This window comes from Bartonella sp. AP36NXGY (assembly GCF_042195865.1).
Lineage (GTDB): Bacteria > Pseudomonadota > Alphaproteobacteria > Rhizobiales > Rhizobiaceae > Bartonella.
The window spans coordinates 40,290-57,419 of record NZ_JBHIPD010000005.1 but is presented as its reverse complement, the minus strand read 5'-3'; the positions used below and the strand labels follow the sequence as shown (position 1 = coordinate 57,419).

Below are 17,130 nucleotides of genomic sequence, written 5' to 3'. Positions count from 1 at the left end.
AACGCAAAAATATTTTTTTATAACTGATGCTTTTTTATTGTAACTGCATCACAAAAGAGACAAATGCTTCGCCTCGCATTTCATAATTTTTAAATTGGTCATAACTTGCACAAGCAGGTGACAAAAGAACCGTCACCTCTTTTTCCTTACAACCCATTGCGTCAACAGCTGCTTCACGCACCGCATTTTTCAAAGTTAAGCTCATAGAAAAGGGAAAAGCAGATCCAATAGTGCGAGCAAATTCTTCCGCCGCGCTCCCAATCAAATAAGCTTTACGAATTTTAGGAAAAAATTCTCTAAGAGACTCTATCCCTCCCTTTTTTGCCTGTCCTCCAACAATCCAAAAAATATCATTAAAGGTGGAAAGCGCAGGAGCTGTTGCATCTGCATTAGTAGCCTTGCTGTCATTGATAAACAAAACCGCCCCCATTTTACGCACCTGCTGCATACGATGATCCAACCCTTTATAACTTGCCAAATGCTTGTTCACAGAAGGATCGGTTATTTTTAAAGCCTGCAATGTTGCTAATGCCATAAGGGCATTTTGCGCATTATGACTCCCACGTAACCCCGCCATAGGAGCAAGATCTGCAAGCATATGACTCTGTCCTTGACGAACAGAAAAGAGCTTGGTCCCATCTGCATAAAAACCATTTTCAACAAAATGATCCTTGGAAATTGCCTCAATTTGCTTCCCATCATGAAGTAACTGTTGATATAAAACCCGACAAGCTGCATCATCAACTGAAATGAAAGCCTGAGAAGCCTGAGCAATCAGATGCCTTTTGGTTTGCACATAACAGGCAAAACTCCCATGTCGATCAATATGATCAGGTGTTAAATTCAATAAAAGTCCAATGGTCGGCTGAAGAGAGGGAGTAAGATCAATTTGAAATGATGAACATTCAATCACATAGATACGTTTTTTAACAAATGGCTTAAGCGTCAATATTGCTTTTCCGATATTTCCCCCCATCTGCACATCATAGCCCATTTTTTCCAACAAATGCGCAAGTAAAGCCGTTGTGGTTGACTTGCCATTCGTCCCCGTAATCGCAATGAAAGGAACATCTTGGTCACACAAACCATAATGTTGTAAAAAATGCTGGCGCGCACGAACAAATAATTCAATATCACCGATAATTTCTATATTTTTTTTTCGTGCTTTTTCAACAATCCAATGGGGCTGAGGATAACTTAAAGGAACTCCAGGAGCTACAATCAATGCAACAAATTCTGACCAATCTTCATAACGGAGATCTCGTGTTGGAATATTGTGCCGAAAAGCCATTTGCACGCTTGAAGAACTATCATCCCACGCCACCACTTCTGCGCCACCGCACATCAATGCTTGTGCCGTTGCTAGTCCAGACTGTCCCAATCCAAACAGAGCAACTTTTTGACCTTTATAACACGTAACAGAAATCACATTCTCACCGCAATTTAAGTGTTGAAAGACCTATGAGAGCGAGAACAATCGAAATAATCCAAAAGCGTATCACGACTTGGCTTTCAGTCCAGCCTTTTTTCTCAAAATGATGATGTATCGGTGCCATAAGAAACACGCGTTTTCTTGTTAATTTGAAATAACCAACCTGAATAACGACTGAAAAAGCTTCCACAACAAAAAGCCCACCAATAAGAACCAAAACAATTTCGTGTTTCGTAGCAACCGCAACAGTCCCTAAGAGTCCTCCAAGAGCCAATGAACCAGTATCTCCCATAAAAATAGCTGCAGGTGGTGCATTAAACCATAAAAAACCAAGCCCTGCCCCAACAACAGCTCCCAATAAAACAGCCAATTCACCTGTTCCCGATACATAATGGATTTGGAGATAATCAGCAAAATTCATATTACCAGAAAGATAAGCAATCAGAGCAAAAGATAAAGCTGCAACCATCACAGGAACAATAGCAAGCCCATCGAGTCCATCCGTTAAATTAACCGCATTACCCGTCGCAACAATGACGAAAGCAGAAAAAGGAATAAAAAACCAGCCCAAATTGATAAGATAATCTTTTAAAAAAGGCAAAGCTAATCCAGATGAGCCAATTTTCAAGATGGCAAAAGCCGCAATTGCCGCAACAAAAAACTCCAAGCTTAATCGTGCTTTCCCAGAAAATCCTTTGTCTGTTTGTTTTGTGACCTTAAGATAATCGTCATAAAATCCAATTCCCCCAAAAGAAAGCATAACCAATAGCGATACCCAAAAATAAATATTCGATAAATTACCCCATAAAAATGCCGATACCACAATGCCGATTAAAATCATCAATCCACCCATTGTAGGTGTTCCAGCCTTTTTAAAATGTGTTTGAGGACCATCAGCACGAATCGGTTGCCCCTTACCCTGCCGCAATTTAAGAGAAGCAATGATGCTAGGTCCAAACAAAAAGACGATAAGCCCCGAAGTAAGCATAGCCGCTATCGTGCGAAAAGTAATATAACGAAATACATTCACACCTGGAAGCCAATCACTAAACGAAGAAAAAAATAGCATCATGGAATAAAAAAACCTCTTAAAACTATGAAGAAACCGCTTTATAGCGATCAAGCAATGCAGTCACAATATTTGATGAACAAAGGCTATTGGATGATTTAACCATAAGCAGATCCCCAGAAGAAATTTCTGCTAAAAGAAGCGATAAAATTTTCTCAATATTTTCAGCATAATGAACCTTAACACCAGCAGACAAATCACTGACTAAAGATTTCATCGCCTCACCAAATAGAAAAACCGGATTAGCACCAGAAAGACGTATTGGTTTTATTAAATCACGATGAAGCTTTTCACTATACTCCCCTAACTCTAGCATATCTCCTAAAATAGCAATTCGCCGCCCCCCTTTCCCTACAGGCCCTGTAGCAAGAAGCTCAAGTGCAGCACGCATAGAAGCAGGATTTGCATTATAGCTTTCATCAATGAGATAAAATTCACCCCCATTTGATAAAGACAGTCGATAACGAACACCTCGCCCCTTTTGAGAAGAAAAATGGCGAAAAGAAAGAAAAACAGGCTCTAGCTCAACCCCCATAGCATCACAAGCAGCAATAACCCCTAAACTATTTTGCACAATATGGCGCCCAGGAGCACCAATTTGGACCTCCCTATCCCGCCCCCCCATACGCACAATCATAGAAGAACTATCGGTTAGAAGACGTATATCATGCGCTTGATAATCAGCATCTTTAGTCTCACCAAAGCTTAAGATCTTTTTTACACCGCATTTCTTTGCTTTTTGAACGAGATAAGAAAAAAAATCACTATCCGCATTTAAAATGGCAATGCCTTCCTCATCCAATCCTTCAAAAATTTCAGCTTTTGCCTTTGCTATTTCTTCAAGATCCTTGAAAAAACCCATATGTCCTGCACAAATATGCGTAATGAGAGCAACATGCGGACAAACCAGTTTGACCAGAGGGCGAATTTCATCTCTGTGATTCATGCCAATTTCAAAGATACCATAATCACTCTCCACAGGCATCCGCGCTAAAGTGAGTGGAACCCCCCAGCAATTGTTTAAAGAAGCGAGATTCGCATGAACATTCCCAGCCGTTGCAAGTGCTTGTTTCAAAGCTTCTTTTGTCGTTGTTTTTCCCACCGATCCTGTTATCGCGATAATCTTAGCTCTTGAACGTTTGCGTGCAGCTTGTGCAAGTTGTTCTAAGGCTTTCAAAACATCAGGAACGACAATGAGTGGAGCCGATATCTTTTTCATATCCCTCAAACGGTGTTCCGCAACGATAAGAACGCCTGCACCTCGTTCATAAGCTTGCGCAGCAAAATCATGACCATCAAGATGATGCCCTTTAATGCAGAAAAAAACATCCCCTTCCGCAAGAGTACGGCTATCAATGGAAACCCCAGAAAAAGTTTCTGGCAGGCTTCCCATTACAACACCATTAACTGCAGCAACAAGTGCTTGCTTATCCCATAAAGCTGTCATTTTTTTCGGTCCTCTAAAGCTTCTATCGCTTTCAGACGATCTGAAAAAGGATAAGTTGTCTGCCCTATAATTTGGCCATCCTCATGACCTTTTCCAGCAATGATTAATGTATCACCAACTTTCAAAAGCTCCACCGCGTAAGAAATAGCCTCTCCACGATCTGCTATCTCTATTGCTGTTGGCACCGCCTGTAAAATATCCTTGCGTATTTTTTCTGGCATTTCTGTGCGAGGATTATCATCCGTTACAATAACAATGTCCGCTTTATCCGCCGCAATTTTTCCCATCAAAGGTCTTTTCCCTTGATCACGATCTCCTCCACAACCAAAAACAACGATCAAGCGCCCTTGCGTAAAGGGACGAACAGAAAGCAAAACCTGCTCCAAAGCTTCTGGTTTATGGGCATAATCAATGTAAACAAGCGCATTATTTTCTGTCTTTCCCACAAACTCTAACCGCCCAGGTGCTCCCTGCAAAGTTTCAAGCGCAGAAAAAACCTTACGAGGTGAAACGCCCGTTGCAATTGCTAACCCCGCTGCCATAAGCGCATTGGCGACCTGAAAATCTCCAGCTAAAGGCAAATCAAATGTATAAATATTGTTTTCCACACGACACTCAATACACTGTTTTGAGCGTTGATGTTCGACACGATTAATCGTGATAAATTGCCCCTTACGACCAATTGTCAAGACACGGCGGCGCGCTTGTGTAACAACATCAATAACCTTTTGTGAATAAACATCATCAGCAAAAATCAAAGCAGGAGCAGATACAGGCAAAAGTGTATCAAACAACCTCATTTTAGCCCGCAAATAATCCTCTACCCCCGTGTGATAATCCATGTGATCTCGCCCTAAATTGGTAAAGGCACCAGCCGTTAAACGGACTCCATCAAGTCGTCCTTGGTCAAGCCCATGCGAAGAAGCTTCAAGAGCTGCATGAGTCACACCTTCATGAGAAATTTCATAAAGAAGACGGTGCAAGACGACCGGATCAGGTGTTGTGAGAGAACCATAAACATTCCGTTTAGGAGAAACAACACCAACCGTTCCTATACTCGCAGCACAAAATCCAGCATAAGTCCAAATTTGCCGAAGAAAAGAGACAACAGATGTTTTACCACTTGTACCAGTCACAGCAACGACCGTTTCAGGCTGAGAACCGTAAAAACGTGCAGCTGCCAACGCTAAACTATGACGAACATTAGAAACACGTAAAATGGGAACAGATAAATCCTCAAGAACAGCATGATAATCTGTAACGATTGCTCGTGCGCCACGCTTTATCGCATCATCTATATAGTGCCTTCCATCACTTTTTTTTCCTTGAACAGCGACAAAAACATAGCCTGGCAAAACTTGCCGAGAATCCACACTGATTCCTGTTATTTCTATTGAAGAAAGACTTTCATCTTCAACACATTCTGTAAAAACTGTTCCCAACAACATGATAACGCACCTTTATATTCATTTTACCGTTGTTTAACGAAACTTGAATTGCTCTTTTTACTTAAAAGAGGCTCATATTCTTTTTTAAAATCGGGTTTTACACCAAGAAAACTAGCTGTGCGACGAACAATATTAGCAAGCATTGGTCCAGCATTCATTCCCGCTGTTGCTGAACGCTGTCCCTCCTCTGGCTTTGGTTCATCGATAATTGTTAAAACAACATAAGCAGGATCTTCAATAGGAAAAGCAGCAAGAAAACTATTGAAATTTTTTGTTTTAGAATATTTTCCATTTTCAACTTTTTCAGCTGTTCCTGTCTTACCACCTACACGATAGCCTTCTACTTTTGCATTACGTCCAGAACCAATATCACTATTTAATTGATAAAGGTAACGCATATTTTGACTTGTTTTAGCCTGCAAAACCCGTTTTGCATGGTGCAGAGTTTGTTCTTTTGTGCGTTTTAAAAATGTCGGAGCAATTAACCAACCACCATTCATTAAAGCAGCAGCCCCGACAGCTGTTTGCAAGGGTGTTGTTGCCATACCATGCCCAAAAGAAATCGTCATAGAATGTATATCCTTCCAATGATGTGGCACAATAGGGTGGGCAACTTCAGGCAACTCTGTTGTGAGACGATCCAGTAATCCAAGTTTTTGTAAAAAACCACGATGTTTATCAATCCCTATCGCCAATGCCTCTTTAGCAGAACCAATATTAGAAGAATAAATAAAAACCTCCCATAACGTTAAGGGTCGATTTTTTCCATGAAAATCATGAATAGTATACCCACTACTTGCTTTTATTGGCTTTGAAGCATCAATAATACTGTTTAAATGAAAAATATTGGAATCAAGTGCCATGGCGGTCGTAAAACTTTTAATAATTGATCCCATTTCAAAAGCTCCTGCCGTCATCCGATTGAGACGATCACTTTTTAAAGCTTCGATAGGATTTCCAGGATCAAAATCTGGTAGTGATGCCAAAGCCAAAACTTCCCCCGTATGTATATTTAAAATAACAGCTCCTGCAGCAATTGCCTTATAACGCTTCATAGCCTGAATAAGTTCATCATGAACAATTGCCTGAACACGCACATCAATCGAAAGCTGAACTTGTTTTAACGATTCTTCCATGGCAAGACCAGCGGCACGCAAAGCACTCAACCCCGCATCATCAATATATTTTTCCATACCTGCAATGCCCTGATTATCAACATTCACCATACCGAGAATATGGGAAGTTACAGGTCCATCAGGATAAAAACGACGAATTTCAGTCCGAAAACCAATTCCTGGTATACCAAGAGCCATAATTTGCGTCTTCTGCATTGGTGTTAACCCCCGCTGTATCCAAGAAAAACTAGATTTTCTTTTTAAGCGCTTATAGGTTTCCTGCCAATTAAGATCAGGCAAAACTGTTGAGAGCAATTCAATTGTTTCATCCACATCAATAATACGTCGTGGCTCAGCAAAAAGTGAATAAGTTTTAATATCTGTTGCCAATAAACGACCATTACGATCAACGATATCAGGACGTGCCATCAATTGAAGAACTCCAGGCCCTTTTGCTTCTTCAATCTGTCCACCTTCCAACCCATAAGAAATAAGGCAAGCCCCCATGATGCCATATAAAATTAAAAAGCAGAACAACGAAAAAAGCAAACGTGGACGACTAGAATAGGGACGACGAACAGAAACATTATGATTATTCAACGAATTCTTTAAGCGCTTTTTCTTCTGTGAGAATAAAAAAGTCGATTTCATTACTGCGCGCCTTTTTGGACAACACTATTGATCTGAGAAGCCCGATTATTTGTCAAAATATCTTGATTATCTTCCAAGATATTTTGTTTAATCACTTCTTCAATTTGATCATGTACCCGTACCGGAATGTCTTTAAACTCCACGATTTGACGCGGCTGTATAACCTCTAACCCAAGTTCTTTCTGATAACGTTTCGCAAGTTTTTGCATGCGTGAAGGCCTTATCATCACAGCCCACTCAGCATGAAGCAAACTTACCGTATTTTTTGCTGCAGCAATTTCATGCTCAAGATGAAGAACTTCGTTCATTCGCTTTTGAACATCATATTTTACCTTATAAGTAAGTCCTGCCATACAAATCATAATCAACACTAAAATCATATCAAATGTACGAAAAACTGTCATTTTTTGCTGCCTTCAAAACTGGCAATCTCTGCTAAACCAAATAATTTCATATCTGCTGCAAGAGCCTCTGCTTCAGTCCGTACACCAATACGCAACCTCGCAGAACGTGAACGAGGATTTTTCTGTAACTCCTCTTTAGTTGCCGTGATCCCACCTCGAAACAAAGGAAAAAATGTTGCTGGAGCAGCCTTTATTTCTGGCAGATAGCGTGATCTCATACATTCTCCAGAACGAGCCGAAAAAAATCTTTTGACCATACGATCTTCAAGAGAATGAAAACTGACAACCCCCAAACGGCCTCCAGCTTTTAAAACGCGTTCAGCAGCAAATAAACCACATGCCAATTCACCAATTTCATCATTAACATAGATACGAAGAGCCTGAAATACACGTGTTGCCGGATGAATACGATCTCCCGGCTTACGTCCTATCAACGTTTCGATAGCATACGCCAAATCACCTGTACGCAAAAAAGGCTGCACAACACGACGCTTTTCAATCATCCGTGCAATTCGCCCCGCATAACGCTCTTCCCCTAATATCTTAAAAATACGTGCCAAATCCCTTGCTTTTAAATGATTGACAACATCGCTGGCTGTAAAACCAGTCTGAGCCATTCGCATATCCAATGGACCATCTTTTTGAAAAGAAAAACCTCTTTCTGCTTCATCAAGCTGCATTGAAGAGACACCAATATCCAAAATAACTGCATCCACCTTCTCTTCAACGACACGATCGAGCTGTGAAAACGCCATATGGACCAAACGAAGGCGTGGAAAAAATTCATCAACAAGCGATTGTCCCGCGCTGATAGCATGAGGATCACGATCAAGAGCAATCACCTGTGCTCCTGCCTTTAATAAAGCGCGCGTATACCCACCAGCACCAAAGGTACCATCAATTACTTTTGCTCCAACCAATGGCATAAGCCCAGCCAAAACTGGCTGTAACAACACTGGAATATGGCGTTCAGCTCTTTGATCCTGCTTTATCAAAATAATCCGTCTTGAAGTTATGCTGTCTTAAATCAACAGCTCTCTCATGGCAACTGATCTTAGAATAACCTGACCTTCAACTTTCACATTAATCACAATGAACGAAAAAACTAAAGTTATCCCAAAACAGATCCTAACGCATTATACTTAAAGAAATGTTATAATTTTTTTAAACACCCTTTGCTCAAGTGTCCATTTCAAACACATAGACTCCATAAAAGACCATATATAATTGATCTTATAAAATATCGCCTATCATCATGAAATATCAGTCGGCCTATAAGCCGGGTTCTGTAGAGTAAAGCTTACACTTTACATGGCAACCATTCATCTGGGACGGATGTTACCATCCGCCTCGTGCAACCTACCCGAATGACTCGCCCGGAAATCGGCTGCAAATTAAATTTTGCACGTCATTTCTATTTGGTCTTGCTCCCGGTGGGGTTTACCTTGCCACATTCATTACTGAATGCGCGGTGGGCTCTTACTCCACCCTTTCACCCTTACCTATAAAAATAGGCGGTTTACTTTCTGTGGCACTTTCCCTAGGGTCACCCCTGCCGGGTGTTACCCGGCACCGTCTTTCCATGGAGCCCGGACTTTCCTCACCTGCCGTATTTCAGTATCAGACAAGCGCGGCTGCCCAGCCGACTGACATACTGATTTATAAAACATTTTCTGCTCCGTGAAAATAGCATCTTAAAATATTTTATGACAAACCTCTCTCAACAGATGTTTTTATTTTAATGAAGCCAGATAAGTCTTTACTTTTGCGCAATATTTCGCTGAAATGGAATTCATTTTTTTTGCAGCATGACCTGCGTTATATTTAAGGATTGTACCACACGTACTTCCACCACTGAGTTTATAGGCCCTTGCCAAATAACGCATACCATATTCAAGATTGGTCGCAGGATCGTACAAATCCTGTACAGAACCACTAAAGCCCAACCCTCGTGCCGTAGAGGGTTTAATTTGCATCAAACCTATTTCGCCAGCAGCCCCCTTTATACCTGCCTTATAATTACTTTCAACTTTTACAACAGCATGTGCTAAATTAACGGGAACATTATATTTATTCGCAAGTTTCTGAATAAGAAACTCATAAGGACGAGCAGAAATCTTAGAAGCAACAATCACTGAGGTTTCTCCTGATTCCGCAACATTTAAGACACTATGAGTCCAACTTATATCAAATACAAAAAATACAGCACATGCTGTATTTAACAAGATTTTCAAAAATTGCATTTTCTTTCTCTTCACTCAAACATTCTCAAATTCTAGCCGCAAGTAATTTGCAAATGTATTATACAAAAAAGAAAGCAAAAGAACGTCTTTAAAAAGGAAATAGTAAGACAATTTCAAGCTAAAATTATGAAATAAAAGAATATATCTTTATGCACAAGTCTCAGATTTCTCTATATCATAAAATAAAAAAATAAAAAGACTATAATTAATCTTATAGCGTATCAAATAAAATGATATAATCTATAACTTGCGGCTATCTCTGTTGTATCAATCAATTTTTATATTAAAAAAATAGCATCTGAACTAGATGTAATATTTTTTACATAAGATTATTAATTTTTTTATTGAGATCAATCCCTCAAAGAAAGAGAGACAAGAGCATCTTTTTACCGAAGATGCTCGATATCAAAAAAGGTTCACAAAAAATATAAATCGTTATCAACGCTTCTCTCTGATTAATAAACACCCACTGCACTCTTTATGTCCGATAAAACCTCAAAAAATCACAAAACAAATCCCCCCATCATTGCGCATAAAAAATTCATAAATATACTAAAACCATCATACTCTTTACCAATTCAAAATATTGGAACAGACTTTTAGCTCTCAAGATGTCTCAAAGAAGCTTTTTAATTCCTTTTTATAAAGAGTTTTTATCCACACAAGCCTCTACTTGTGGTATACAAGAAACTGATTTTAATTTTTTCACCATGGATAAATTTAAAATGAGAGGATTTTACAATTCTTAAGATTCTCATTCAATATAAAATGATAAATTATCATTATAAAACAATATACTAAAAAAGTTATATCCGTTTTTATCCCTACAACAAAGCTTAACAATTACTTGTGTCTATTTTTTTTGAAAAATGTTAGAAAACTCAATACCCCCAAAGCCTTTTTAAATAAAAATAGACCTCTCATCTTCATTCAAATATTTTTTCTTTGTCACAGACTATCATCTTATCAGTCTTGCACCTCATTTTCAGAAATCATACAAGTGGATAAATATCCTAAAATCTGTAGAACAAAAAAAGCTTAAATCCTTTAAAAAATTTTATTTTCTCATATCAAATAAAAAAATAACCGGCATATAAAATGCAGTTAACGTGTTTTATTATAGTCAATACTGCTTTTGTCATTGTAGCGATTGATAATGCAATTAACTTGGACCAATACCCTTGATAGACTTTCTATCACTCCTGTAATGATTGCAACATTACCCTTATACTCCAATTGCTTACCTTTTGAGAGATAAATTTTGTTAATACCTTACAAATTGATCATCTCCTCGCACTTTTCAAAATTTCAAGAGAAGCTCTTTCTCCTTAAAATAAACCCCAAAAGCGCGATTAAAAAAATAGCTAAAAATAAGCATTAGCAACGGAAGGACGAGAAATCGCTTTCGAGAGAGCCATAGCAACAGTTTCACCAGATTTTTGAGCCTGCTCACGACTCTGACCACTTTTAGAAGCAAGCGCAATTACATCACGACGCAGCTGCGCAATAAACAACTCTTGCTGTTGAGGGGTCATTTTAGAAAGATGCTTGATAATATCTGGAAAAGATACGGATAATCTCTCTAATAACTCCTCCTCTGTTACATCAAGCTGCTGAGAAGAAAAAGAAGAGCGACCGGGAAAAAACTGATAAACAACACCACTTCGAGAAGCAAAAAAGACAGCGCCAAAAATAAAAAATACGAATAAAATAAAAATAATACGATGCGAAAAAGATCCCATTATCTCTTACCTAAAGACCACAGAATACAAACATAGATTCCTTTTATGATTCCCCTTATAGCATTCAACAATGCCTCAATAAAGAAAAATCAAATTATTAAAAATGAATACGCTAACACTATCCGCCCAATAAGACTCGCCCCTCTATGTATTTAGGTACTATAGGCGAAACAATAACAAATTTTACACCTCCCCCCTAATAACACCTTACATTTCCTAAAATAATTACAAAAAGCCTGACTGAGGAAATCCTCAGTCAGGCCAGACAATCTAGGGGATCCACGCGGGGGGGGGGGAGGAGGTTCCCCGATTGTCCTCTTACATCAACCACTAAGATAGCCGATGCAATATTCTTGCTATGGAATAAAATTCTTTAAACAACAAGAAATTCTTATCATCTTCTACGCAAAAAAACATAAAAGAATTATAAATTATTTAAAAATGTTTAAATTTAGGCAAAAAAAGTTCAAAATGACCCAATTTGAAGCAATTTTATTTCAAGAAGCATCAATTAGAATCTACGATCATTATAACTTTTAAATAGTTTCTTTCATAACTCTGATGATCATATTAAAAAACAGTAATTTCTACGTATCCACCCTATAAAAATCAAACTACGTAAAAGTAGAATCACTTTTCCAACAGCAATCACCACAAAAAGAAAAACGTAGATTTTTAAAATCTTACACAAATAACCGTAAAAAATGGAAAACATCTTCTTGCAAGAAAGCTATGAATTATTTAAATAAAACAATAAATTAGAGAAAATAAAATCTTATCTATCTTTATAAAAAATTTCTGTAAATGATCATTAAAATATTGTTACATCCCTCATGTAACAATCAATGAGGAACTTAAACAGCTTAATCTTATGAAAAAATGAGAGCTCTGAAGGTATTTGTTTCGAATCACGCCCCATCGTCATTCCAAATAACGATAAACCATTTTACAATAACCAACAGTCTCTAACGCATTTTAACATAACAAACCGAAATCAATACAGACATTTTCTCTTAATCTCTATCATTTAAATGATCCCGTAAAATAATACACACAGTAGTTTCTATGCTCAAAAATTTTTATATTCTGTTCTTCTAACGTAAACAATTCATTGATTTACAATCATAACTCATCATTTTACAATTTACATGAGAGATCTCAAGAACGTAAGGTTCCCTTATTTTAAATCTTCGTCTATTGAATTAATGAATAGCCATACTACCGCACATCACAAACAAGAAGAAGCATATGGATAAAAAACATAAAACGATGATGCCGGCTTACAACTTTTACTTAAACTAAAGACGATGGTGCCCTATCAATTTTACGCTATACCAACGGACTGCGTCATAAGATGAGCGGCAAACATAAAAAGAAAGAAAATACTTTTGGCAAAAACAATGGACTTATTTAATAACCTTCATAACTTCTCATGATAAAGAGATACGAAACTTTAGTGTAATATCACACTTTTCTTTCCTACTTTCAGCCACAGACTATCCGTAGATCATCGCCGATCTTATTTTTATGAATATAATGCATTGTCTTACCCTTTTACTTTTTCGTCTTTTTAGAGCATCTTTTTGCACCCCTCACTAAAAGTTCCAACGTACTCCTTATCTAAAAACCTGTTTTAAAGAGATATTTTAAGATCTATTGGGCACCACCATCTTTGACATTTATGAAGGTATGAGCCTTCACTATGATTATATTGTGCGGCATTATATCATATTGCAGCCGCTCCCACATTTAGAAAATGTATGAAAGATGTATTTTCTTTTACAAACGGTATCATTAAGATAAATACCTTCTTTTGTAGCAGACAAACAGACTCTTTCGGATTCTGAAACAGGAAATTTGAAATGAAACAACATTCCTGTATTTAAACCTCTTATTGAGTCTAAAAAAATCAATGATCTTTTAAAATCAATATATTGGCTAATAACATAAATATGATATCAAGAACACCTTAAATAATGATCCTCATAGGCTTAACTCTATAGAAGGTGCTTCATTATACAGCCTACACGCCGCTATAAAACACCAATACTCCCATATAAAAACATAATACAAATGTAAAAAACAATAGCTTATCAATGATTGAATAAAGTTTTATCTCTACGCTATTCTTGAGAAAAATCAGAGTATAAAGTACGTTAACAAACGCGATTTATGCAAAATCTACTTGTTTATCTTTGATATCGTCAACTAATAAACGCGGATCACGAGCAAGCCAAAGCGTAGCACTCCCCTCCTCACTGTTTTCATTTTGTATAGGAGTAAGACAAACCGTTTGTTCTAGAACAAGTCCCGCATTTTTAAGCCATTGTTCTATTTGTAAAGCCGAAAATCCAAAACGCATATGCACTTGATCAGAATATGAAGACTCAATTTCATGATAACCAAAATCCACAATCAATAAACGGCCATGAGGACGCAAAACACTTGATATCTCATGAAGGAATATTTCAGGATTTTCAAGAAAATGTAAAACCCAATGAAGAATAACTAAATCAAAAGTTGTATCTCCAACAGACAAGTGAAAAACATTGCTATCAAGCACAACTTGAACCGCATGCGTATAAAGATTAGAAAACAATTTTAAGATAGAGTCTCCACCTCTTCCAATATTCAACATCGTCTGAAATGGTTTATCGCCAATGATTTCAAGTAACGAGTTTTCTACACCATGATCTGCCATATAGGATGACCGTAATACATCCCGTTGCAACGCATTTTGTAAGAAATGCTTCTTCCTCGTTTTTTGACGCTGCTTTTTAACATCCTTCAAACGTTCTAAATCATGCGCTAACAACACATCATCCTTTGGCAAAGCCGAAAGAATACCTATCACAATGTCTTTACCCCAAAAATCATGACAAAGCTTAAAATAAAGGCTATCCCCCTTCTGATAACGCTCAATCAATCGTGCTTCGTACAATAAACGTAAATATCGTGATATACACGCTTGCGACTGATCAAGAATAAAAATAAAATCAGGAATTGTTAAATCTTCATGATGTAAGAGCCTAAGAACACGTAAATGGCTTACTTCTGCGACCGCTTTCAGCAGCACAATCATTGCATCTAAACTTGCACTTTTTTTCATAATTATCCCCTAAACATTCCTATAAACATTTGTTTATAGGAAAAAAAGTCAAGCATACAACGCATATTCTCATCTATTTTGTTCTCTCTATTTTATCATACTATGAAAAAAATAGGCTAATGTAAAAAACGAACAGATCTTATCTCCCTGCTTCTCGTTATAATGAGAATACATTGATTTATAATAATAATTCATTTTTAACTTGAATAAAAAACCGGAATACCGTAGATTTTTCTCATTTCAAATCTATTCATGATAAATCAATCCAAATCATTCTCTTACAGCTCATAAACGGAGGGGACAGATGGATAAAAATACCTTTTATGCCCACCTAAAAACAAGAACTGCATACTATTGAGAAAAAATAACATGATAATGCCAGCTTGCATTTTTATTAAGTAAAGATGATAATGCTCAATGACCAAGGCATTTGTAGAAGTAATACTATACGCTCCATCCCCTCCTTTTCATTGCAGTTTTACAAAAAATAACCGGTTATATATCATGAGTAAAATAACCCTATTTAGGTCATAATTTCATAAAGTGTCTCTTACTCTTTTCAATGAATAAAAACTCCCACAGAGTACACACACACTTTATTTATGAAATAACAAACGCAATAAAATACACTATTATTCTAACAAAGTTGCGATAAGATAAAAAATTCTAGCGTGTAAGAGGTTTATAATTTGCATGCTTAGGATTAAGAGATTCCGCCCCAAGACGACGAACTTTATCAGCCTCATATTCAGCAAAATTACCTTCAAACCATTCTACATGACCATCACCTTCAAAGGCTAAAATATGTGTTGCCAATCGATCAAGAAACATACGATCATGCGATATGATAACTGCACAACCAGCGAAATTTTCCAATGCATCTTCCAATGCACCCAATGTTTCAGTATCAAGATCATTTGTCGGTTCATCAAGAAGAAGCACATTCCCCCCCTCTTTTAGAAGTTTCGCCAAATGTACGCGATTGCGCTGCCCTCCTGATAAATTTGCCACCTTCTGCTGCTGATCTGCCCCCTTGAAATTAAAAGCCCCGCAATAAGCGCGGCTATTCATCTCATATTTGCCTAATTTAATAATGTCATTTCCACCAGAAATTTCCTCCCAAACAGTTTTATCCCCCACCAAGGAATCGCGACTCTGATCCACATAACTCATGTGAACTGTTTCACCGATACGTATCTGACCTGAATCGGGCTTTTCCTGTCCCGTCAACATTTTAAACAAGGTCGACTTTCCCATACCATTGGCCCCAATAACGCCGACAATGCCACCAGCAGGAAGTTTAAAAGAAAGAGAATCAATCAATACACGTTCACCATAAGCTTTAGAGAGATTATCAACCTCAATAACAACTTGTCCTAACCTTTCTCCAATAGGAATAATGATTTGCGCCTCTCCAGGACGGCGCTCACGTGCTGCTTGAACCAACTCATCATAAGCCTTAATCCGAGCTTTTGACTTTGCTTGTCGCCCTTTTGGACTAGAAGCGATCCATTCTTGCTCACGTGATAAAGCACGTTGACGCGCCGCCTCTTCACGGCCTTCCTGAGCCAAACGCTTGGCTTTAGCCCCCAAATAAGCAGAATAGTTCCCCTCATAAGGAATACCTCTACCGCGATCTAATTCTAAAATCCAACCCGTTACATTGTCGAGAAAATAACGATCATGGGTTATCAAAAGCACAGCCCCAGGATATTCACGTAGATGCCTCTCAAGCCAAGCCGTCGTTTCAGCATCTAAATGGTTTGTCGGTTCATCCAAAAGTAATAAATCAGGTTTTGACAAAAGCAATTTACAAAGTGCAACACGCCGCTTCTCACCACCCGAAAGTTTTGTTACATCCCCATCGGCTGGCGGACAGCCAAGAGCAGCCATAGCCATTTCCACTTGACTTTCTAAATCCCAAAGATTCTGACTGTCAATAATGTCCTGAAGCTGTGCGCTTTCATCAGCCGTTTCCTCGCTATAATTCATCATCAATTCGTTATAACGCTCAAGAATTTCCTGTTTATCTGCAACACCTTCCATCACATTACCACGCACATCTTTGCTCGCATCAAGCAAAGGTTCTTGTGGTAGATAACCACAGCGTGCTCCTTCAGAAATCCATGCTTCTCCCGTATATTCCTTATCTAGCCCAGCCATAATACGTAAAATAGTTGACTTCCCTGCACCATTCGGCCCTAAAATACCGATCTTCGCATCTGGATAAAAAGACAAATGAATATTTTCTAGAACTTTTTTATTGCCGTAAGACTTGTTAAGCCCAGCCATATGATAGATAAATTGACGTGCCATAAATTTCTCTTTATATTATGCGATATTAAAGATTAGGATTTTGAAAAAACTGCTTTTGCTTTTTGAAACTGTACAGTAAATAGCACTTACGTCGTATCAAAAGCTTTCGCTTTATATTGGTACATTTTTTCTAATCTCACAAGCCCCAGTATGG

The 17,130-nt window shown here is 38.0% G+C and carries 11 protein-coding genes and 1 other RNA gene; all 12 read right to left on the bottom strand.

Translation table 11 applies throughout. The annotated features are described in order from the left end of the window. Positions 1-34: 34 nt before the first annotated feature. Positions 35-1,429 carry a UDP-N-acetylmuramoyl-L-alanine--D-glutamate ligase gene (gene murD / locus ACFINX_RS03490; protein WP_375613367.1) on the bottom strand — a complete coding sequence of 465 codons (1,395 nt, stop codon included), beginning with the start codon at positions 1,427-1,429 and terminating at the stop codon, positions 35-37. Between the two features lie 4 nt (positions 1,430-1,433). After that, the gene (mraY, locus tag ACFINX_RS03485) at positions 1,434-2,504 is read right to left on the bottom strand and encodes a phospho-N-acetylmuramoyl-pentapeptide-transferase (protein ID WP_375611992.1); all 1,071 of its coding nucleotides are present in this window, start codon (positions 2,502-2,504) and stop codon (positions 1,434-1,436) included. Between the two features lie 22 nt (positions 2,505-2,526). Further along, positions 2,527-3,948 carry a UDP-N-acetylmuramoyl-tripeptide--D-alanyl-D-alanine ligase gene (murF, locus tag ACFINX_RS03480; protein ID WP_375668336.1) on the bottom strand — a complete coding sequence of 474 codons (1,422 nt, stop codon included), beginning with the start codon at positions 3,946-3,948 and terminating at the stop codon, positions 2,527-2,529. Then, positions 3,945-5,396, bottom strand: a complete 1,452-nt coding sequence (locus ACFINX_RS03475; RefSeq protein ID WP_375611990.1) for a UDP-N-acetylmuramoyl-L-alanyl-D-glutamate--2,6-diaminopimelate ligase — start codon at positions 5,394-5,396, stop codon at positions 3,945-3,947. The genes murF and ACFINX_RS03475 overlap by 4 nt, the downstream gene beginning before the upstream one ends. 23 nt (positions 5,397-5,419) lie before the next feature. Further along, positions 5,420-7,162, bottom strand: a complete 1,743-nt coding sequence (locus ACFINX_RS03470; protein WP_375613364.1) for a peptidoglycan D,D-transpeptidase FtsI family protein — start codon at positions 7,160-7,162, stop codon at positions 5,420-5,422. Further along, the gene (locus ACFINX_RS03465) at positions 7,162-7,566 is read right to left on the bottom strand and encodes a hypothetical protein (protein ID WP_375611988.1); all 405 of its coding nucleotides are present in this window, start codon (positions 7,564-7,566) and stop codon (positions 7,162-7,164) included. Before ACFINX_RS03465 ends, ACFINX_RS03470 begins: the two co-directional genes overlap by 1 nt. After that, positions 7,563-8,561: a 16S rRNA (cytosine(1402)-N(4))-methyltransferase RsmH gene (gene rsmH, locus ACFINX_RS03460; RefSeq protein ID WP_375613363.1), complete on the bottom strand. Its 999-nt coding sequence runs from the start codon at positions 8,559-8,561 to the stop codon at positions 7,563-7,565. Before rsmH ends, ACFINX_RS03465 begins: the two co-directional genes overlap by 4 nt. A gap of 264 nt (positions 8,562-8,825) precedes the next feature. Beyond that, positions 8,826-9,216: RNase P RNA component class A (gene rnpB, locus ACFINX_RS03455), an RNA gene on the bottom strand. A gap of 83 nt (positions 9,217-9,299) precedes the next feature. Then, positions 9,300-9,809, bottom strand: coding sequence for a lytic transglycosylase domain-containing protein (locus ACFINX_RS03450; RefSeq protein WP_375613362.1), 510 nt, complete (start codon positions 9,807-9,809; stop codon positions 9,300-9,302). Between the two features lie 1,364 nt (positions 9,810-11,173). Next, positions 11,174-11,551 carry a hypothetical protein gene (locus ACFINX_RS03445; protein ID WP_375611985.1) on the bottom strand — a complete coding sequence of 126 codons (378 nt, stop codon included), beginning with the start codon at positions 11,549-11,551 and terminating at the stop codon, positions 11,174-11,176. Between the two features lie 2,170 nt (positions 11,552-13,721). Further along, positions 13,722-14,660, bottom strand: a complete 939-nt coding sequence (locus tag ACFINX_RS03440; protein ID WP_375636810.1) for an ArsR/SmtB family transcription factor — start codon at positions 14,658-14,660, stop codon at positions 13,722-13,724. 666 nt (positions 14,661-15,326) lie between these two features. After that, the gene (gene ettA / locus ACFINX_RS03435) at positions 15,327-16,976 is read right to left on the bottom strand and encodes an energy-dependent translational throttle protein EttA (protein ID WP_375613359.1); all 1,650 of its coding nucleotides are present in this window, start codon (positions 16,974-16,976) and stop codon (positions 15,327-15,329) included. Positions 16,977-17,130: the final 154 nt, after the last annotated feature.